The 19,455-nt window shown below is 55.1% G+C and carries 16 protein-coding genes and 5 pseudogenes; 7 read left to right on the forward strand and 14 right to left on the reverse strand.

The annotated features are described in order from the left end of the window. Window positions 1–13: 13 nt before the first annotated feature. From J3P85_RS16650 to fdhF, 3 genes are read right to left on the reverse strand one after another with little or no spacing between them, the layout of a single operon-like run. Window positions 14–1,360 carry a cytochrome ubiquinol oxidase subunit I gene (locus tag J3P85_RS16650; protein ID WP_434702499.1) on the reverse strand — a complete coding sequence of 449 codons (1,347 nt, stop codon included), beginning with the start codon at window positions 1,358–1,360 and terminating at the stop codon, window positions 14–16. A gap of 13 nt (window positions 1,361–1,373) precedes the next feature. Then, window positions 1,374–1,856, reverse strand: coding sequence for a DUF1641 domain-containing protein (locus tag J3P85_RS16655; RefSeq protein ID WP_434702501.1), 483 nt, complete (start codon window positions 1,854–1,856; stop codon window positions 1,374–1,376). Further along, the gene (gene fdhF / locus J3P85_RS16660) at window positions 1,856–4,831 is read right to left on the reverse strand and encodes a formate dehydrogenase subunit alpha (protein WP_434702502.1); all 2,976 of its coding nucleotides are present in this window, start codon (window positions 4,829–4,831) and stop codon (window positions 1,856–1,858) included. The genes J3P85_RS16655 and fdhF overlap by 1 nt, the downstream gene beginning before the upstream one ends. 997 nt (window positions 4,832–5,828) lie before the next feature. Here fdhF and J3P85_RS16665 point away from each other — a divergent pair. The 7 genes and pseudogenes from J3P85_RS16665 to J3P85_RS16695 all read left to right on the forward strand — a co-directional run bounded on the left by J3P85_RS16665 (window position 5,829) and on the right by J3P85_RS16695 (window position 11,469). After that, window positions 5,829–6,128, forward strand: a complete 300-nt coding sequence (locus tag J3P85_RS16665; protein ID WP_434702503.1) for a hypothetical protein — start codon at window positions 5,829–5,831, stop codon at window positions 6,126–6,128. Between the two features lie 592 nt (window positions 6,129–6,720). Further along, window positions 6,721–6,852: pseudogene (locus J3P85_RS16670) on the forward strand (serine hydrolase); the annotation flags it as partial. A 510-nt stretch (window positions 6,853–7,362) separates the two neighbouring features. Beyond that, window positions 7,363–8,928, forward strand: a complete 1,566-nt coding sequence (locus J3P85_RS16675; protein WP_434702505.1) for a recombinase family protein — start codon at window positions 7,363–7,365, stop codon at window positions 8,926–8,928. Beyond that, entirely contained in the window at window positions 8,925–9,836 is a 912-nt protein-coding gene (locus J3P85_RS16680; RefSeq protein WP_434702506.1) for a ParB/RepB/Spo0J family partition protein, read from the forward strand. Before J3P85_RS16675 ends, J3P85_RS16680 begins: the two co-directional genes overlap by 4 nt. Then, complete coding sequence (locus J3P85_RS16685) at window positions 9,836–10,738, forward strand: plasmid partitioning protein RepB C-terminal domain-containing protein (protein WP_434702507.1); 903 nt, start codon at window positions 9,836–9,838, stop codon at window positions 10,736–10,738. Before J3P85_RS16680 ends, J3P85_RS16685 begins: the two co-directional genes overlap by 1 nt. Window positions 10,739–10,779: 41 nt before the next feature. Beyond that, a complete protein-coding gene (locus tag J3P85_RS16690; protein WP_434706446.1) occupies window positions 10,780–11,052 on the forward strand; it encodes a hypothetical protein in 273 nt (90 codons plus the stop codon). 204 nt (window positions 11,053–11,256) lie between these two features. Beyond that, window positions 11,257–11,469: a hypothetical protein gene (locus tag J3P85_RS16695; RefSeq protein ID WP_434706393.1), complete on the forward strand. Its 213-nt coding sequence runs from the start codon at window positions 11,257–11,259 to the stop codon at window positions 11,467–11,469. Window positions 11,470–11,603: 134 nt separating this feature from the next. Here the strand turns inward: J3P85_RS16695 and J3P85_RS16700 are convergent, their stop codons facing one another. From J3P85_RS16700 to J3P85_RS16750, 11 genes and pseudogenes are all read right to left on the reverse strand, one after another. Continuing rightward, the gene (locus tag J3P85_RS16700) at window positions 11,604–11,852 is read right to left on the reverse strand and encodes a hypothetical protein (protein ID WP_434702508.1); all 249 of its coding nucleotides are present in this window, start codon (window positions 11,850–11,852) and stop codon (window positions 11,604–11,606) included. A gap of 228 nt (window positions 11,853–12,080) precedes the next feature. After that, window positions 12,081–12,797, reverse strand: a complete 717-nt coding sequence (locus J3P85_RS16705; protein WP_434702510.1) for an RES family NAD+ phosphorylase — start codon at window positions 12,795–12,797, stop codon at window positions 12,081–12,083. Beyond that, complete coding sequence (locus tag J3P85_RS16710) at window positions 12,790–13,461, reverse strand: hypothetical protein (RefSeq protein WP_434702512.1); 672 nt, start codon at window positions 13,459–13,461, stop codon at window positions 12,790–12,792. Before J3P85_RS16710 ends, J3P85_RS16705 begins: the two co-directional genes overlap by 8 nt. Window positions 13,462–13,780: 319 nt before the next feature. Further along, window positions 13,781–14,068: pseudogene (locus J3P85_RS16715) on the reverse strand (Arm DNA-binding domain-containing protein); the annotation flags it as partial. Between the two features lie 389 nt (window positions 14,069–14,457). Next, window positions 14,458–14,904, reverse strand: coding sequence for an Imm26 family immunity protein (locus J3P85_RS16720; protein WP_434702514.1), 447 nt, complete (start codon window positions 14,902–14,904; stop codon window positions 14,458–14,460). Window positions 14,905–14,973: 69 nt separating this feature from the next. Then, the gene (locus J3P85_RS16725) at window positions 14,974–15,414 is read right to left on the reverse strand and encodes an IS66 family transposase (RefSeq protein ID WP_434702515.1); all 441 of its coding nucleotides are present in this window, start codon (window positions 15,412–15,414) and stop codon (window positions 14,974–14,976) included. Between the two features lies 1 nt (window position 15,415). After that, window positions 15,416–15,933 (reverse strand): annotated as a pseudogene (gene tnpC / locus J3P85_RS16730) (IS66 family transposase); the annotation flags it as partial. A 135-nt stretch (window positions 15,934–16,068) separates the two neighbouring features. Beyond that, window positions 16,069–16,542, reverse strand: a pseudogene (locus J3P85_RS16735) (IS66 family transposase); the annotation flags it as partial. Between the two features lie 61 nt (window positions 16,543–16,603). Then, on the reverse strand, window positions 16,604–16,939 hold the full coding sequence (gene tnpB / locus J3P85_RS16740) for an IS66 family insertion sequence element accessory protein TnpB (RefSeq protein WP_434702516.1): 336 nt from the start codon (window positions 16,937–16,939) through the stop codon (window positions 16,604–16,606). Beyond that, window positions 16,936–17,268 carry an IS66-like element accessory protein TnpA gene (gene tnpA, locus J3P85_RS16745; protein ID WP_434702517.1) on the reverse strand — a complete coding sequence of 111 codons (333 nt, stop codon included), beginning with the start codon at window positions 17,266–17,268 and terminating at the stop codon, window positions 16,936–16,938. The genes tnpB and tnpA overlap by 4 nt, the downstream gene beginning before the upstream one ends. 287 nt (window positions 17,269–17,555) lie before the next feature. Beyond that, a pseudogene (locus J3P85_RS16750) lies at window positions 17,556–18,284 on the reverse strand (AMP-binding protein); the annotation flags it as partial. Window positions 18,285–19,455 lie beyond the last annotated feature (1,171 nt).

Below are 19,455 nucleotides of genomic sequence, written 5' to 3' on the forward strand. Positions count from 1 at the left end.
GTTGCGCTGCCGCTTATTCGTTGACGTCCGTTGATTTCGTCGGCAGTCGGCTGATCGCTCGCATCAGATAGAAAAGCCCCAGGCCAAAAACCAGCAGATACACGACCGTGATAGCGAGCGTGCTGCCCGCGACGAATGAAAGCGGTTGCTGCGAGTTGCTGTGAACGGTGCGCATCAAGCCATAGACGGTGAATGGCTGACGTCCGACTTCGGTGACGACCCACCCGCAGACCATGGCCACAAACCCGGCCGGGGCCATGAGCATCGTGCAGCGCATCAACCATCGACATTCGAACAACCCACCGCGCCAGCGCAGAAAAAGACTGGCGACACCGAGTGCCACGATCAGCAAGCCGATGCCCACCATGATGCGAAACGCGAAAAAGACCACAGCCACCGGTGGAATGTCTTCGGGCGCGAATTCATCAAGGCTCTGTATGGTGCCGGTCCAGTTGTGGTGCAGATAAAGCGAGCCGAGATGGGGAATCGCCAATTCGAAATCATTCCTGCGGTTGGCCTGGTCAGGTATCGCGAACAACCTCAGCGGTTCCCCCTGGCCCGCTTCCGGGCGTCGCCAGGAACCTTCCATCGCCGCCAGCTTCTGCGGTTGATGGTCCCGGGTGTTTTCACCGTGCAGGTCCCCCGCCACGAGTTGGATAGGCCCGACCACCGCCGCCATCCACAATGCCATTGAAACCATCACTCGCGCGGGCGCATGGGTTTTATCCCGTAGCAGGTGCCACGCGCCCGCGCCACCCACCAGGGTAGCTGTGCCGAGAAAGGCGGCGATGCTCATGTGCACCATGCGATAGGGAAACGACGGATTGAATATGATCTGCAGCCAGTCCTCGGCCACGAACCGGCCATCGCTGGCAATGCTGAAGCCAGCGGGGGTGTGCATCCAGGAATTGGCTGACAATATCCAGAATGCACTGAACAACGAGCCAACGGCCACCGCACACGTGGAAAGAAAATGCAGGCGCGGCCCGACCTTGTTCATGCCAAACAGCATGACCCCGATGAAACCTGCCTCCAGAAAAAACGCGACCATGACTTCGTAGAACATCAGAGGGCCGAGGATGCTCCCTGCCCGGCTGGCCAGCGCGCTCCAGTTGGTCCCGAACTCGAACTCCATGACCAGCCCGGATGCCGTGCCCACGGCGACGGTCAAGGCGAATATCTTCAACCAGAACCGGTAGACGTCCCTATAGACTTGACGCTTGCGCCACAGCCAGAGGGCCTCCAGCACCATCAGGTAATTAGCCAGGCCGATGGAAAATGCGGCCAGCACGATATGAAAGCTGATGGTGAACGCGAACTGGTACCGCGCCAGCATCAGCGCCGGATCCGCCGATTCCATGGGTAGACCCCGCTCAAGCGCCGCTGGGTTTGCCGGAGAACTGGCTGATCGGTTTATCGACCGGCCTTTTCATGCCCTCACCCAGCGCTTTCAAGCCTTCCACGAGCGGCATGATCGCCCGCCAAAGCGATTCGTCATGCAACAACCGGTAGGAACCCCGCACGCCCGGCGCGACGTCGTCGTTGCCCGGCGCGGTCCATTGACTGACCGCAGCGCCTGCATCCTTCAGCGCGAAGACCAACCGGTAGAGCTCGTCGGGCGGCACGCGGGACAGGGCCATCGCCAGGATCGACAGGTTCTGGATGACGTTGAGCGTGCCTTCCTTGTTCAGGCCATCAACGAGCACTTTGGTAATCGCCGTGTTGGCACAGACCAGGTCATTGGCCATGCGCAGCACGCCGTGTTCATGGAGGCTCTGGACCAGACGATCGAGCTCGTCCTTCGCGTCAGGCTCGGTCTTGCTCGGTTTGACGTTGTAATCAATAGGCTCGGCCATCAAAACCTCTCCGGATGGGGCGCCGGTGCGTCGATCGGCGCGTAGTCGTCTCTGGCCCACTTCACCGCCACTGCCACGCCATCGTTGGGCGTCCGGTGGCCGTTTCGGAAATTGCCGCGTGGCAATACCGAGGGCTGGGGGGCATCCCTCAGCACCGTCATCTTCACAGCGGTTTCCTTGTAGGCCGGGGTATTGACGTCTGGATCATGATGTTCCCCGGTGAGTTCATTAATGCCGGGCTTGCCTTGGTGAATCGGCAGGAACAACACCTTCCCGCGCACTCGGTCGGTGATGAGCACCGGCACCGTGACCGAGCCACGGCGAGAAGTGATCCGCACCCGGGTGCTCTCCTCGATGCCCCGTTCAGCGGCAAGCTCGGGACTGATTTCGACGTACCAGTCCGGTGACAACGAATCGATACGGTCGCCACGTCCCGTCTGATTGTTGCCCTGGAAATGCTCCAGCATGCGTCCGTTGTCCAGCATCAGGTCGAATTCGCTGTCGGGCGCTTCCGCCGGGGGTTTCCACTCGAGCGGATACAGTACAGCCTTGCCGTCGTCGGTGTGGAACCGGTCGGTATAGAGCAACGGAGTATCGGTGCCATCCGGCTTCACCGGCCAGAGCAGGGACTTCCAACCGTCCAGCCGCTCATAACTGGCGCCGGCGAACAAGGTAGAGATGCCGGCCACCTCCGCAAAGATCTGCGAGGGATGTTCATACCCCCAATCATGGCCCATTCTCTTGGCCAGATCGGTCAGGATGCGCCAGTCTGGCAGGCTGTTGCCCAGCGGCGGGAACACCTCATGAAAGCGCTGGATCCGCCGCTCGGTGTTGACGAAGGTGCCGTCCTTTTCAACGTTAGGACAGCCTGGTAGCACGACGTCGGCAAACTGCGCGGTGCGACTGAAGAAAATGTCCTGCACGACCATGAAGTCGAGTTTCTTGAAGGCCTCCTGCACGTTTTCAGTGTCGGCGTCGGAAAACGCCGTTTCCTCACCGATCACATACATGGCCTTGATCTTCTGCTCGGCGGCATGCTGGACCATCAGGAAATTGTCTTCACCGACCTTGACGGACAGTCGTTCGGGCGCCACGCCCCAGGCCTTTGCCCACTTGGCTCGAACCGCTTCGTCAGTGACCTTTTCATAACCGGGGTAAACGTTCTTCAAACACCCGAAGTCGCTGGCCCCTTGGACGTTATTGTGACCGCGCATCGGGTAACCGCCGGTGCCGGGGCGGCCATAGTTGCCGGTGACCAACAAGAGATTGGAGAGCGCGGTGCTGGTGTCGGCCCCATGGCTGTGCTGAGTGATGCCCATCGCCCAAAGCAGACAGACCCGCTTGGCGCCGCCGATCATATTCGCGGCGCTGACCAGATCCGCCTCCGACAACCCAGTGACCTGCGAAGCAAAGGGCAGGGTAAAGGGTTCAAGCGAACGCCGGTACTTGTCCACCTGGTTCACACGCTCTTCCAGAAACGCCGTGTCCGCCATGCCATGGTCGAACAGGTAACGCGACATTGCACTGGCCCAGACGATGTCCGTGCTCGACCGGATCTGCAAGAACAGGTCGGCGCGCTCTGCCATTTCATGTTTACGCGGATCGACCACCAGCAGCTTTTGCCCACGATGCTTTCGCGCGGCCTTGATTTTCGAAGCGATGACCGGGTGGTTCTCCGCCAGGTTGCTACCCACCAGGACGATCAGATCCGCCTGCTCCAGGTCAGCGATCGTACCGGCGTCGCCGCCATAACCGACCGTGCGGAAAAGCCCTTGTGTCGCCGGGTTCTGGCAGTATCGCGAAGAGTTGTCGACGCTGTTGGTTCCGATAATCAGGCGAGCAATTTTCTGCGTCAGGTAAGCTTCTTCGTTACTGGCCTTGCTGGAGCCAATGAAGCCGATGGCATCGGCGCCGTGCTCACGTTTTATGGCCAGAAGACGGCCCGCAACCAAAGTCAGCGCCTCATCCCAGCTCGCTTCGCGGAACTGACCGTTCTCGCGAATCAGCGGCGTGGTCAGGCGCTTTTCGCTGTTCACGAAATCCCAGGCGAATTTGCCTTTGATACACGTCGATATGCCGTTCGCCGGTGCGTCCACCACCGGCTGCACCTTGAGCAGTGTGCGGTCACGGGTCCACATTTCGAACGAACAACCCACGCCACAGTAAGTGCACACGGTTTTGGTGCGTTTGATTTCGGGCTGCCGCCAATGCATGTCCATGACGGAAATAGCAGTAATGGGCGGCGCACCAACCGTGTTTTCGATCGTTTTCACCGCGTCGATGAGTGGCCGCTTGATGTCCTCGGGCATCGACGTCAGCGGTCCGGCATCCGGCTGCATGGTTTTTTCCAGCAACGCGTTGCAGGGACAAACCGTGACGCAGTGACCGCAGCTCACACAGCTGGAGCCCTCGATTTCGGTTCCGCCATCCCACAACACCCGTGGATGGTCCATGGTGAAATCGATGCTCAGCGTTTCGTTGACCTCGACGTTCTGGCACGCCTCCACGCAACGCCCACAGAGAATGCATTGATCGGGGTCGTACGTATAAAAAGGGTTCGAGTGATCCTTGCTGTAGGGCTTGCGCTGGTATTTGTAGCGCTGGATCACGGGGTTCATATCGGCGACGGTATTGTGGAGCGTGCAATCACCTGTGTTGTGCTCGCAGACCGTGCAATAAAGCTCATGCTTGGCAAGAATCCGATCCATGCCTTCTTCCTGCGCCGCCTTCACGGAAGGCGTTTCGCTCACCAGCTTCATACCATCAGCAGAACGCAGCGAGCATCCGCGGACCAACTCGCCCTCATGTTCGATCCAACAGACATCGCAGGTCTGGATCGGTCCGAGGGCTCGGTGATAGCAGACGTGAGGCAGGTCGATGCCCTGCTCTGCCAAGAAATCGATCAGCGGCTGATCAGCCTTCCCACGGAGGGTGAGACCGTTGTACTCGACGCTGCACTGGTTGTTGACGTTCATGGGAACTCGCCTCATTAGCCGACTCACCGCCGCTACAGCGGCCCTACGAATCATGAGGCCGGATGCCTAGACGGAAATGTTCAGTTACAGAATCGATGTCTGAGCGCTGAGATTGTTCATTAATTTTGCTAAGCGGTTATGCAGGCGGTCTTATCTAGCCCCAGAGCATGTCCGATAGAAGCCACTTGGCGCGATAGCCGCCTCAGTGATGAATCGCTGTGAGCAAAAAATTGCTAGCTCAGCGCTACGGAGCTGTAGCGCGAGTTCCAGTGATAGGGCTAACGCTGTCGGACGTTCTACTCGTCTCCGCGGTCTCGTCCGATCGGCGCGTCAGTGATGTTAGTTCAGCTTGATCACAACCCAGCCTTGGCACATAGCCTATGGAGACCGCTTATCTGTAAGCCAAGCTGCTTTATCCCAACCGGACCAATCAAAACGCCATCCGACGCCGTCCTCCACAACGCTAAAAATGCGTAATAGAAAACAAAGAATTGAGCCAGAGTGACCGCAGGGCGGTGTCGAAAACTAGATGAGCGACGTCTGGCTTTCAATCTGGCCGCCCATGACGAAACATGCAAAGGGAAGTCATCGTTTCCTACGCAGCAGACATTCGTCAGTGCCAACGCAACTCCAGAATGAACCACAGAGAAAAATCACTTGGTCCTAACAGCTCCTTGACGTTGCGTAGACACCCCGTCGCGCTGAGCCGCTATGACAGTCCGACCAGCACGACGCCTCTGCCGCCCAGTCTGATCATGACAGTAGCCTCTTAAAAGCTGAAACGACTCAGCGCTCTATCTCGGAGCGCCCATCTAAGAAAGAGATAATTTTCAGCCCTCGCGCTTTAAAAATTATCGATATTTCAAAGGTATCAAGTTTGATACCCGGACCGAGAGTAAGGGTCCCACATCTATCGGGCTCGTCCCCGTCGCTGGTATCAGGTTCAGCTCCCCTGCAGCATTGTTTCCAAAGGAGCTACTCGATAAGGATGGCCGTGATGAAACCCAGTAACACACCTGAAAAATTGATGGCCTGCCGCCGCTTGGCACTTGAGCAGAATGAAAGGCTTTTTGATGAGGCGAACGCATACAGCCGACGCGCGTTCGATCTCTTGGAGCATCCCGACTTTGACTGCGAAATGTTCGAAGAGTACCTGCACATACGTCAAAAAGCCGAGTCGCTGTTTCGTGACGCAATCGAGCATCTCGGCGCCCTCAACGAAGACTTCCCGCCGCCCTCTTCGCGGTCTGCAACTGGGTTATCGAATAGCACAATAGTTAATAGGGAAATGGCGTAATGACTAATTCACAGCGAGCCTGGGAACTGGCGCTGGTTCTCATCGCCAGCGGAAAAATCCCTTTCGACCCCGCGAACATTAGCGGTTCAATAAAAATCTTGGAGAGGCACCTAGAGGCTCTTGAAGAATCGTTCAAAAGTGAGCCGAATCTATCCGAGCACGCACAGCGGATCAGTAGCTTGCGGCGCCCTACCAAGCCTCCTGAAGTTGCGTTGACCTAATCGTTTTATAGCCTGGTGAGCGTCTGGCACCAAGCGCGCAGCCCTTTGCGCTTGTTTGTTGTAAGATTTTTTGCCGGCTGCGCAGGTCGCACCGCATTATTGGAGGTCGATTCGCCACGTTCAAAGTCACCACTAGCACGTTCACGCTGGGCATGGCGGCTGAGCAAGCCTAGGTGCTGCGAACGGCCTGGTTAGTGAGCGAACTGCGCCATTTTATCACCCCCATCCACCGCGATCATTGCGTGGGGTTGCCGGGGTTGCTGGGAAACGTCGCCATGTCCGGGCGTAACCGACCACTGGACATCATTTTGCCGCAGCCTTGCAGAAATGGTTGACGCTGGGTCTTATCTTGATCCAATCCCTGGCCATGGCTCGCAGACCATGGTGCACATGCGGATTATCACGCTGCCGTTGCTAACGATGAGGCACCATGGATAGCAGGCGAAATGATGCAGCGCCTTGATGGTGCTCGGCTTCAATATAGCCCAGGAACCGGATGGCGTTAGCACTCACTAACGGTTCCATATTCGATACTGCTCCCGATCTACTCTAGCACCGCATCTACAACACGAAGATAAGAGTCTATACCCTCAATTACCGTCTGCAGCTTCTGCCTAAGCGCTGGTAGCTCCGAAGCTGTTAGCGCATGAGGCCTCCCAGCCATCCTAAGAAAAGCTGCCAACGCTAGGTCAGAATGCTTCACCAAGGCCACTAAGTGCATCCCACTGGGGCCGTTGCTACCAGCCATCCAGTTCTTCACCGTTTTCTCATTTGCATTGGTCCACCTCATCAGTGTTTTCGTCGCCTGGTGCGTTCCTCCGAGCTCCATATGCAGGGCCCTGGCAATGCCTGCTGCGTACTGCCGTTGAGCCAGAAAAGAATTGCCCGTTTTCGAGAACATTTTTCCCTCCCCGGTCTTCTACCTTAATTAGAGCCACTTTTTACAAAACGAAGTCACTGTTCACGCCTACCTGCTTGCTTCAGCGGCGACTAAACAGATCGAGGACTTGCCGATGCAAAATCTCATTGGCGCGTACAACACTAGCAGTGCTTCAAGCACCGCCCTAGCGGCGGCGTATGTGCGTATGTCCACGGAGCATCAGCAATATTCGACCGAGAATCAGCTCGATACGATCCGCGTTTACGCAGCGACTCACGCTCTGGAAATAAACAAGATATACACCGATGCGGGTAAAAGCGGCTTGCGCTTAGAAGGCCGAGACGCGCTCAAGCAACTTTTCTATGACGTGGAGAAAGGGTTAGCCGATTATTCGACCGTTCTTGTCTATGACGTCAGCCGCTGGGGTCGCTTTCAAGATCCCGATGTGAGCGCCAGTTACGAGGTGCGCTGCCGCCAGGCTGGAGTATCCGTCCAGTACTGCGCAGAGCAGTTTACTAACGACGGTTCACCTGTATCTAACATTCTCAAAAGCGTGAAGCGCATGATGGCAGGCGAATACAGCCGAGAATTGTCGGTTAAGGTCTTTGCCGGCCAATCCCGGCTCATTGAGCTAGGGTATCGCCAAGGCGGCGCGGCGGGTTTCGGATTGAGGCGGCAGATGGTCGATGGGCACGGCGCAGCCAAGAACGAACTAGCGATTGGGGAGCATAAAAGCATCCAAACTGACCGTGTCATTTTAGTGCCTGGCCCTCCCGCTGAAATTGAGATTGTGCATCACATTTATCGGCTTTTTGTCGAGGAAGGAAGGAACGAACGCGAAATCGCAAACTGGCTGAACTCTCAAGGGATTCTCAATGATCGAGGCAGATTATGGTCGAGAGGCACGGTGCATCAGGTTCTGATCAATGAAAAGTATGTTGGCAATAACGTGTGGAATCACACCTCATTCAAATTGAAGGAAACACATAAGCAGAACCCGCCTGAGGAGTGGGTCAGAGCGGATGAAGCGTTTCGTCCCATCGTCAGCGTCATCCTATTCAAAGGTGCTCAATCGATCATCCAAACGCGCTCCTATCGCATGCCCGATGAGGAAATGCTGCAGTCACTGAAGGCAATCTATCAACGTATTGGATATCTGTCAGGCCTAGTTATAGACGAGTCAGAAGGATGTCCCTCAAGTAGCGCATATCTCCAAAGGTTTGGGAGCTTGCTTCGGTGCTATTCGCTAATCGGATACTCACCAGCACGCGACTACAAATACATCGAAGCCAACAAACGTCTTAGGCAAATGCACCCGCTGCTCCTTCAAAAAACGACTCAGAAAATTGTCGAAGTGGGCGGTAGCGTTTCGGTAGATCCGAGCACTGACCTCATCTTGGTTAACAAAGAAATATTAATCTCGCTGGTGCTGAGTCGCTGCCAAGTGTTACCGAGTGGCAGCAAGAGGTGGAGCATCCGCTTCGAACATGGTTTGAGCCCCGACTTAACAATCGCGGTTCGCATCAAGGAAGGAGAAGAAGCCGCCTTGGATTACTACATTCTGCCAACAATCGATGTTGGCTTCCCTCGGCTGCGTCTTGCTGAAAGAAATCAGGCCAACCTCGAAATTTACCGGTTCGACACCTTGGATATCCTTTCGGAGCTCTCACGCCGCAGTGATTCTAGGAGGGTTGCATGACTGCTATCGAGACCCATCGCCGAGCCCTGATGCACGTTGCCGAAGAAACGACAATTCAGCTTGTGCCAATTGAGGAGATTCGGGTGCTCAATCCACGAGCGCGAAACAAGCAGGTCTTCGCCAGGCTTGTTGAAAACATCTCCGCGTTAGGTCTGAAACGCCCGATTACCGTGGCACCTACCACGAGCGGCACCGAGCCCTATGAAATCGTTTGTGGCCAAGGTCGCTTCGAAGCATTGCAAGCTCTTGGCGAGAGAAAAATTCCGTGCATCGTGGTGAGCGCCAATGAAGCGGATCGGTACCTGATCGGGTTGGTTGAAAACCTGGCACGACGAAAACACACCAACCGAGAGCTTTTGATGTCAATCCAGATGCTGTCAGAGCGTGGGTATACCTGCCAGCAGATAGCCGAAAAAACCTGCTTGGATTCAGGCTACATCCAAGGAATTCTAGTGCTACTGCGGCATGGAGAAGAACGACTAATCGCTGCGGTGGAGAAAGGTTGGTTATCAATAAAATTGGCGGTGGAGATTGCTCGCTCCAAGGATGTCGATCTGCAGCAGGCAATGATCGACGCCTACGAGAGCGGCGTACTCAAAGGCGAACAGTTGATGAGGGTGCGCCGCCTGGTTGATAGACGTAAAACTTTTGGCAAACGATACGGGCAACAAGCGCCTCGCACGGAAAAACCTACGCCTCAGAAGCTACTCAGCGCTTATCAGAACGAAGTCCGACGCCAGAAGGTGATGATTAAAAAGTCAGACATCAACGAACAGCGGCTGCTGATTATCGTCACCGCAATGCGCAAATTGCTCGCCGATGACTACTTCAAGACGCTACTTCGCAACGAAGATATTCCGGATATGCCCAAACCACTCGCTGACCGAATATTTGGGGTGACGCCGTGATGGCAGAGGTCAAGCAGGCATTCGAGCATCGAGTCATTGCGGTTCCTTTAGATCGCATACTGCCCTCACGTAGGGTCGATCAACTGATACCAGGCAGTAAAAAGTACGCCAGCATCTTGAGCTCGATTAGGGAATTGGGAGTCGTTGAGCCGTTGGTGGTTCATCCCAAACCCCTCATCGCAGGGGGAGTAGCTTCATACCTGCTTCTGGACGGGCATTTTCGCTTAGAGGCGCTCAAGGCATTGGGGGCCATTGAGGCACTGTGCTTGATCTCCACTGATGATGAAGCCTTCACCTATAACCGCCAGATCAACCGACTGACACCGATTCAAGAGCATAAGATGATCCTATCTGCTCTGAAGAAAGGCATCGGCGCATCTCGAATTGCAGCTGTACTCGGGATCAATGTTGATCAAGTCCACGATAGAGAAAACTTACTCAAAGGAATAGCGCCTGAAGTGGCGGAGATGCTGAAGGTTCGCATGGTATCGCAGGACGTATTTCGCTCGCTGCGGCAGATGAAACCCATCCGCCAAATCGAAACGGTTGAAATGATGATTTCAGCGAACTGTTTTACTCGAAATTATGCGCGAATGGTCTTGGCAGCATCTCGTCCGGAGATGCTGATTGAGACGAGAAAAAAGCCGAGTGAAGTCAGTGCCGTCGACATTGCGCGCATGGAACGGGAGATGGAGAATCTTCAGCATGATTACAAGCAAGTCGAGGACACCCTGGGCGAGACAATGCTGGTTTTGGTTGTGACTAAAGGTTATCTAGTCCGCCTCTTGCGCAACGAAGCCATCGCAGGCTACGTCACTCGTTATTACTCTGAACTGCTGGAGGAGCTGATGTCTATCATGGAAGCGGTGACATCTGACGCCAGGCAGCTTGAACGGGAGTAGCGCTTGCCTGCCACGCTGTTCTCTTTCATGGAGGAACCACGATGTGGTATGAAAATCTGCTCCTTTCCCGACTGTTCAAAATCAATCAAAACCAAATGGCGCTTGAAGCCGCAATCATGGAGCTGACGCAATGGGGTGAGCAGCACGGAGCATCAGAGATGAGCGGCAATTGCACCCGATTAGCGCTGTTGCTTTTGGTGGTAAGACGGCCCTCTACGACCGGCAGCTATTGGCCGATTCTGTTGAAAAAGTCGGCCTTGGTATCCACGGCGGAAAAGTACGCATCTGAGATTGAAGTCCTTACTTTTGGCTGAAGCTTCCGGGCTCAGATTTCACGTAACAGCGTGCAAAAAAGGCGTTTTCCCGGTCAATTTTCCAGGCAGTTTGAACGGAGCGACTTTTTCAACACTATCGGCCGATTGCTGCCACTGAATCTCAGCAACTTTCTCGGCCCACCGCCCTTTGGTTTCCGCTCCTTCCGCTGCTACGCTCTTGAGTTCTCGATTGGAGCCAAAACAATGCCCACCGAATATTCGCTTTCTGATGTTCTTGAGCGGCTGTACCAAAATCAGCTCGCCTTGGAGGCCGCAGTGATGGAGCTGACCTTGAAGGTAGAAGATCAAGGTGCAACAAAGATTGGCGCGAACGTCCGAGGTGCACTTCAGACCCTCGGAGAGAACGCCGGACACATCAAACAGGGCTTGGCTAAGCTGAGAGCCAACGGTCACTAATTTTAACGACCCAATGCACCGGCGAGCTTGATGGCTTTCTTCCCTACACAGTACAAAGACTGAGCAGGCCGAAGCATCAGATTTCTCGCACGCAGCGCGGCGGCGTCGTTAAGATACAGGCGCTCAACCTCTAGCTATGAAAGGTGACGCACCTTGATAATCCTGCCCGAAGCTACCTTATGCTTGGGCTTGGCCATCCGAATAACCGTGTGCGAACCATCGGCCGTTGTTTCAACGAGCATGCCATCCCTGATTTCCATCACACTGAGTCCGGCCGCCAGCGTATTGATATAGGCCGCCTTAATCCCGCCTTTCGCCATGGCTGGAATTTTTTCCTCCAGCCGGCTGACCAGTTCATCACACAACGGTTGGTTGGCATTCATAATGAGCTCCACATCCTCGGCCAACACGGAGCCAGCCATCGTGTCATTTTTGCGTTCTGGGACAAGCGCCGCCCTTCCTTGGGATGCAGGCAAGACGTATTTGGCCGTCGACGCTGCAAAAACCCTCTACGGAACCACCGACATCCCACAGAAGCCCACCCTCCTCAGCAAGTTCTAATGAATGGCGATTTCAGCCATAGAGAGCGAATTCCAGGGGCCACTGTTCGGTTATTTTGACTCAGCTTTTCCCGCGATGATGACGACCCCAATCCGCTCTGCCAGGTTGAGCACCGTGTCGAATGCATTCGAGTCGCCGGTCAAGCTGCGTGACACCCCCTGCGGATGGAGTGCGCCGTCAGGAACCCGGTCACCAAAGAGCACCACCGCACGTGCCGAATCATCTTGTCGCGACACCCAAGACATCCCTTGGGCATCTGGACACTGACGGTGGATCGCCTCTGCCCATTTGCGCGTCGCAGGATATTGATCTTTCTCAGTGTCGATCAGTTGTTTGCGCGTGATGCCCAGTTTCCGCAGGGGCACGCTGGACAGATCAACCAGGTGCAGCGGTTGGCTAACCTGAACGGTAGAATGCACCTGTCCAGTCAGCTTGCCTTTGTCGAAGCTCTTAAACCCGGCCGTATGGGGAACGTCGTGGAAGACGGTCTCCATCAAGGCGCACTCAACTGTCGTGCCGCCATACAAGGTGGGAATCGCCCGCCCCTGATCATCCTGGATCGGGCTGAAGCGTGCATTGCCGTGCACACCGGGATTGAATTGACCTGGCTGATACTTATCTTGATGCACACGATGAAGCACATCGCCTTTGGCGATCACGGTGAAAGTGACGTGCAACGTAGCCGCAGGCGCTGGGGTAACGGACGCCGTCAAATCGGTGGCAGCCGTCGCCCTACCCTCACTGGACTCGGTACGCTGCTTAGCCATGGACAATGCCCTGGATTTCATCCTGTGCGGCAGCAATCACCCGATCAGGCGCCGATGCCAACAGGTCCTGAGGTCTTTTGCCGCCCAGAAAACTATTATCGGAGCGAAACCAGTAAGCCATCCCCCAGCCGTCCTTGTGGCCAGCGAAAGCCTCAATGACCTTGGCCAGTGCCTTGAACGGTCGATAGCCCGTATCCGGATCCAAGCCGTAACCAGGGAAATAATCAACCCCACCGTGACTGATGGCAAAGATCTGCCCCTGCTTTTTCCATTTGTTGGGCTGGGCACTCGGGTTTCTAGTACTCAACTGGGCCACCTGGGCGATGTCTGCGGCGGTCAGCCAGTCACCGCTTTCCAACACCGCTTTGCGGGCCTGTACCAGCATTGCCGCTTCCTTGAGCAAGCGAGGCGAAGGCGGCTTACGCGTCACAAACACCTCGACCAGTCGCTCCAGCGACTTCGGGTCCTGACGCTCCTGCAGCACCTCGTACATCGAAGAAGCCACATTGGCGAAATTTTCCGCCAACGCCTCAAATACGCTGAGGTTGACCTGATCAAAAGACACGACCAGTACTCGGTCCGCATGCGAGCGGCTTAAGCTCGCCCGAGCCTCCTTAGGCGTACCAACCAAGGTGGAGACGCCCGACAGCTCTGTAACGCTCATGGAAACTTCCTCACCAGTTATCTACGCTATCTAATCCTAGCATAGTCTTGATAACCCTAGCTCTAGCCTAAGCTCCGTTCATCTGGATGCATAGTAGGTTTAGTGGAGCACGCCATGCCGTCGATCAGCACGGTGGTTCTGGGACGAAATGTCTAAGGGTACGATCTTGGCTTTCCGGTGTGCGGGCGAGCTAAAGACCAGCAATGGTAGACCGAAAGAGTTGGCAACCCCGTTCACCACCGCTTGAATTCCCGGGCGGTCCCGCTCCTCCCCCCTAAGAGCCGAAGATGTGCATCACATCGACCTAAAAAGGTGTTTTCTCGGCCAACAGTTTGGCATTGCGCTCAAGACGTCGCTGATCGCGGGGATCGATACCCTTCGCAACCAGCGCCCTGGCCATATCACGCAGAGCGCGAGCACCGCGTAGACCTATTTCAGGATAAGTACCGAGCGAAATACGAGGCTGTTTGCCCGCCCAAGAAAAACGGAAGTGCCAGCTTTTGGTACCTTTCGTATTCACGAAAAGCGCAAGGCCATCAAAGTCAGGAAGGGTGTAGTTTTTGGCGCGAGGCCTGGCGTGTCGGACCGCCGTATTGGTAAGGACCATTGTACTAACTCCACTCATATGGATGAAGGAGGGTTGTACCGTTTTCGGAGTGCCAAGCAGCTCTAAAAACTGATTTACCAAACGTCGAATTGATGTACTAAAAAATGTACTAAAAATTCGTGGATATTGATGTACCAGAATAGACTTTACTGGAACTAAAAAAGAGGTCGAAGCCTCTTTCTTTGGTTTCTACATACTTCAATGGAAGTCTATAGAAAAATAATTGGAGCGGGAAATGAGACTCGTATCTGGCGTCCGACCCATTGAAATCTAAGGGATTTCTTTTCTTGCCGGAGCCAGAACAGACGTAAGCGGATGGCGAACTCACCTACCGAATCGCCCTTATGGCTGGGATCAGGTAGGTGAGTTCGCCGGAGGGTTACGGATTTTCATCGTATTCGTTGTGATATCTCCCATTTGCATGGGACACCTTTATAGTGCGCGTTTAGGCGATCCTCAACGTGGTGGGGCTCCCATACTTCGCATCGATCCAAGCCTTCACACTCTTCTCGGGTAGACGCTGTGATGGTGCCGCCGAGGTATATCTGGAAGCCAATGATTTTCTGGATGAACATGGGCCGCGGAGCCAGCAGGTTCTGTGGTGGGGCAATTTTACCCATCTTGAGCCATCGCCCTTGAGACCAGGCGCTTTTGTGTACTGCGACAGTAAATAGAATAGGTAGATCGAGCAAGGCTCCTAAGTCTGCTATAGGGGCACTGGAGCGCGCATCGAAGAAAGCGAAGTCCGCTTCCGGCAGTGTCAGGGCATAAGTGTGCATATCATTTTCGAGAGGAACTCGAAGCACCGCTCCGATCGTACGTTGTTGCCTTTTCATGCTGGATGTCTTCCTTGAACTAGACTTGTCTGTTTTATGTTAGCGCATGGTGAGCACACCTTGCGCAGATCAGGTGGGCGTCCATTGATGCGGCAATAGCTGGTCAATGTCACTCGCGCGCTGCGTCGGCAGGCGCGTGAGGACATCTTTTAGATACGCGTACGGATCATAGCCATTGAGCCGCGCAGACTGGATCAAACTCATAATCGCCGCCGCCCGTTTGCCGCTGCGCAACGACCCTGCAAAGAGCCAGTTCTTGCGCCCCAGTGCCCACGGCCGGATCTGGTTCTCGCACCAGTTATTATCAATGGGGACGTCCCCGTCATCGAGGTAGCGCGACAGCGCTGCCCAGCGTTTCAGGCTGTAATCCAGTGCTCTGCTGATAGCCGAACCTTCGGGCACGAGATCGCGCTGGGCGATCATCCAGGCATGTAGCATATCGATCACCGGCACGGCCCCTTTCTTGCCGTATTCGACGGCGTAAATCCGGCTCCAGGTCGCGTACTTCACTCTCGATTTCGTACAGCAATTGAATGTAGCGCAGGGCTTGCTCGGCGAGCGAGCTCTTGTTGGTCGCGTGCAGTTCGAAGAACTTTCGCCGTGCATGGGCCATGCAACCGATCTCGGTCACGCCGAGTTCGAAACTGGCGTTGTAGCCACCAAAATCATCACACACCAGTTTGCCCTTCCAGTCTTGCAGGAAGTTGCGAGCGTGCTCGCCGGCGCGGCTGGGGCTGAAGTCGTAAACCACCGCTGCCAAGTTCGAGAACTGGCTGGTGGCGTATGCCCAAACATAAGAGCGTTGGGTTTTCTTTGAGCCCGGCACGAGCATCTGCACGGGTGTTTCATCGGCATGAATAACCTGCTGCCCAAGCACGACATGCGCAGTGCATCGACCAGGGGTTGCAACTGCACTCCGGTCACACCAACCCATTGAGCCAACGTTGAACGTGGAATCGCCAAGCCGGCACGACCGAAGATCGATTCCTGACGGTAAAGAGGCAGATGGTCAGCAAACTTGGCGATCATGACGTGGGCAAGTAGCCCGGCAGTCGGGATGCCCTTGTCGATGACCTGCGCCGGAACCGGCGCTTGGATCAGCGTTTCGCAGTCATCACACACCCACTTGCCACGGATATGGCGCTCAACGGTAAACACGCCGGGCGTGTAGTCCAGCTTTTCGCTGACGTCCTCACCGATACGCTTGAGTGCGCAGCCACATGGGCAGTGGGTGTTGTCCGGTTCGTGATGGATTAGCGTGCGTGGAAACTCTGCCGACAAAGCAGTGCGTTTGGGCTTTTGTTTTTTCTCGGTCGGAGCCAGCACTGTTTGCAAGGCTTGAAGCTCTGCTTCAATCGCCGCGATATCGGTATCGACTAGATCATCGAGCAAGCCGGCCTGCTCAGGATTCATCTGCTCGCTGCGCTTGGCAAACTTCAAACGCTTGAGTTGTGCTATCTCGTGGGTTAGCTTCTCGATAACCGTTTGATCGCGGTTGATCTTCTTGCCCATCGTCTCGACCGTCTTACCCAGCGTGTCGACTTGATGGTCGAGCGTCTCGACGCGCTGTATCAACTGCGCCGCTAAAGCGCGCAGTTGTTCAGGGGTAAGGTGGTCGAGATTGGGGAGCGAAGTCATGGCGCCGATTTTGCCAGACCAGACAACTCGCGGCGATAGACCGATAGGCTAATGGCAGCCGTTAAAGCAGTGTGATCGCACCGCCGGAGCCGGCGCGTTGCCATGGCAGACCCAACACCAGAGCCTGGAGTTGTTCGGTATCCAACTCCATTTCAGAGTCTTGGCGAATACCTGGCCAGTGGAACTTGCCTTGGTTCAAACGCCGAGCCGCCAGCCAGATCCCGAAGCCGTCATGCACCAGAACTTTCATGCGCGTGGCGCGGCGGTTGGCGAATAGATAAGCACAGTGCGGCTTCGCCGCACCAAACACCGCGATCACTCTGGCCAATGCCGTCTCGGTACCGGCGCGCATGTCCATCGGCTCGGTGGCGAGCCAGATGGAATCGATGCGGATCATCGCAGCAAGTCTCGTAGAAAGGTCGCGCAGGCAGCAGCACTTTCAGTTGGCCAGTTCACTTTGACGGTACCACGCGGGTGCTGGATCTCAACGCAGATATTCGGCGATGCAGCATGCGAATTTGCACCGGCCAGCTGCATAGGCAACGGAATGAAAGCAGGTTGCAGCGTCGTGCTTTTTTGCGTCTGCACTCGAATCCATTTGTGGACGAGGTTTGCGTTGAGGCTATGGCTGAGCGCGATGCTGGCAATCGAAGCGCCGGGCTCGGCGCACTCTTGAATGACCTGAGCCTTGAAGGACTTGGAATAGGAACGGCGTGTTGGCTGCATGAAATACCCGCTTAAAAGGCTAGAACTGGTGTCCACTTAAATTTAAGTGCACACCATGTCTTGGCTTTGCAGGGCTGGGTAGGTGACTTGGCCGGACGCATACGAAAAGACTTGATTCTGGACTTGTTTTTGGCGTGCATCAAGGGCTAAGAGGGTGGCCTCGAATCTATGCGACTTTGTTCGATCTACAGCCCATCGGGCGGCAAAGTCCGCATTGGCAGCCGACTCGACGGCCGCTCACAACCGGATCCTGGCGATTAAAGCTGCATGCGGCGAATTGCCAATGACTATAAAACGCCGCTTTTCGGTGATCCCAATTCCTCTACGCTGATATCACGCATGCGGAATTTATGCCCCTTGCCGCTGACGGTCATCGGAAAATCGTCAACGAACTTGAAATGGCGCGGCGTCTTGAAGTGAGCGATCCGGCCTTTGCAATACTCGCGCAACTCGTCGGCGCTGACCTGATGCCTCTCATGCAACCTGACCCAAGCTACAATCTCTTCTCCGTAGGCTTTGTCCGGCACACCGATGACCTGCAAGTCCGCCACCGAAGGATGAGGAAAGAAGAACTCTTCGATTTCGCGCGGATAAACATTCTCGCCGCCCCGAATAATCATGTCCTTATTACGCCCGATGATCCTCAGGTATCCCTCCTCATCCATGATTGCCAGGTCACCGGTGTGCATCCAGCCTGCGTCGTCGATGACCTCTGCGGTCGCTTGCGGGTTGTTCCAGTAGCCGAGCACTGCGCTGTAGCCTCGGGTACACAGTTCGCCGATCTGACCGCGAGGCACGATTCGGTTCTGCTCATCGACGACCTTGCTTTCCAGATGCGGCTGAGTGCGGCCGACACGGGTGACGCGGTGCTCAATATCGTCGTCCGGGCCGGTCTGGGTGGAGACCGGACTGGTTTCGGTCATGCCGTAGGCGATCTGCATCTCCTTGAGGTGCAGGTCGTCGATCACCCGCTTCATGACTTCGATCGGGCAGATGGAGCCGGCCATGATGAGCGTAAAATCTTGGCCGGATAACTGAAAAACTACTACGCAGTTTGGTGCATGATCTCGATCAAGCCTATTCCGTTTTGCAGGCTGTGCGACCCCGTGGCTTGCAAAGACTGTCCGGTTGCGGATGCGGTGGATTAGGCTCATTGAATCCATTTGCCGGAACGTTAACCCCACCTTTTATGAGCTATTTGCTGATTTCGGTTTCTCAAAAAGTGAAGGCGGAAAATCACTTTCAGACGTGCCCCCAACAATCGCAGCCTTTGAGCGCCAAAACATTGTTTAGCCCATAGCCGTGCTACTGGTACATGGATACCCAGCAGTATGGCTACAGACATGAAGGCGCTATTGCACTCTCAGGGTAAGCGTCCGCCCCCGGTTATAGCAGAATCTCAAGAGCATGAAGAGGAGCCAGGAGTGGCCCGCCGTAGCCTCCCCGTCCTACATGAGCCGCCTCTTCTTCGCGGTTCATGGCCACGCTTTTACAAGGTGGTAGCGGGATTTCTCAGTGGGAGGCTGGCCAATCTCACCAGGGTCTGCGCTTACGCCATATAGCAGACGCGTAGACGTGGTTAACAAAAACGCGCCTGATTTACTTGAACCGAGGCTTGCATTGCAGATTGGCTCAGCAGCAGCCAAGCAGACGCGCTTTGAATCCCTCAATCCAAGTCAGCACCATTGCCGAATACGGCGCTTCCGGCTTCGCCATGCCCTTCATCTCACGCAAAACTTGCTCCTACCGTTATTTTCATATTGACAATTTGTAATTTGCTGAGCAGAAAACTCATTGAAAGGCGCATGATAAAGCCAACTTGCAACCAGCGGGGTTGTTTGTTGTCAACTTAAAAATGAAAGATAGCGTAGCTTACGCAGCTTGGAGCGGCACAATGTAAGCGATAACATGATTTACTTTTGCTTTTACCTATCGAAGCTCTTGCGCCGCAGGCATGCATCTTGATAGATTGATCTGATAGCCATAAGCCATACCCGTCTCCGAAAGAAATAGCCCGCACAAGGAAGTGTAGTGATGGTATTGAAGTTTTACTTCAGGAACTTTCTCAGAAGCCAACGAAACGTGTGCCTCCCGCTTTACAGTTCGCCGAACGCCGTAGTTAAACAGCTCGCTAGCTTCTCTGGTGCCAAGGAGTTTAGACGAGCTTTCTCCACTTTATGGATAGCG

The sequence above is a fragment of the Pseudomonas sp. Z1-12 genome, from assembly GCF_051132015.1.
Lineage (GTDB): Bacteria > Pseudomonadota > Gammaproteobacteria > Pseudomonadales > Pseudomonadaceae > Aquipseudomonas > Aquipseudomonas zanjanensis.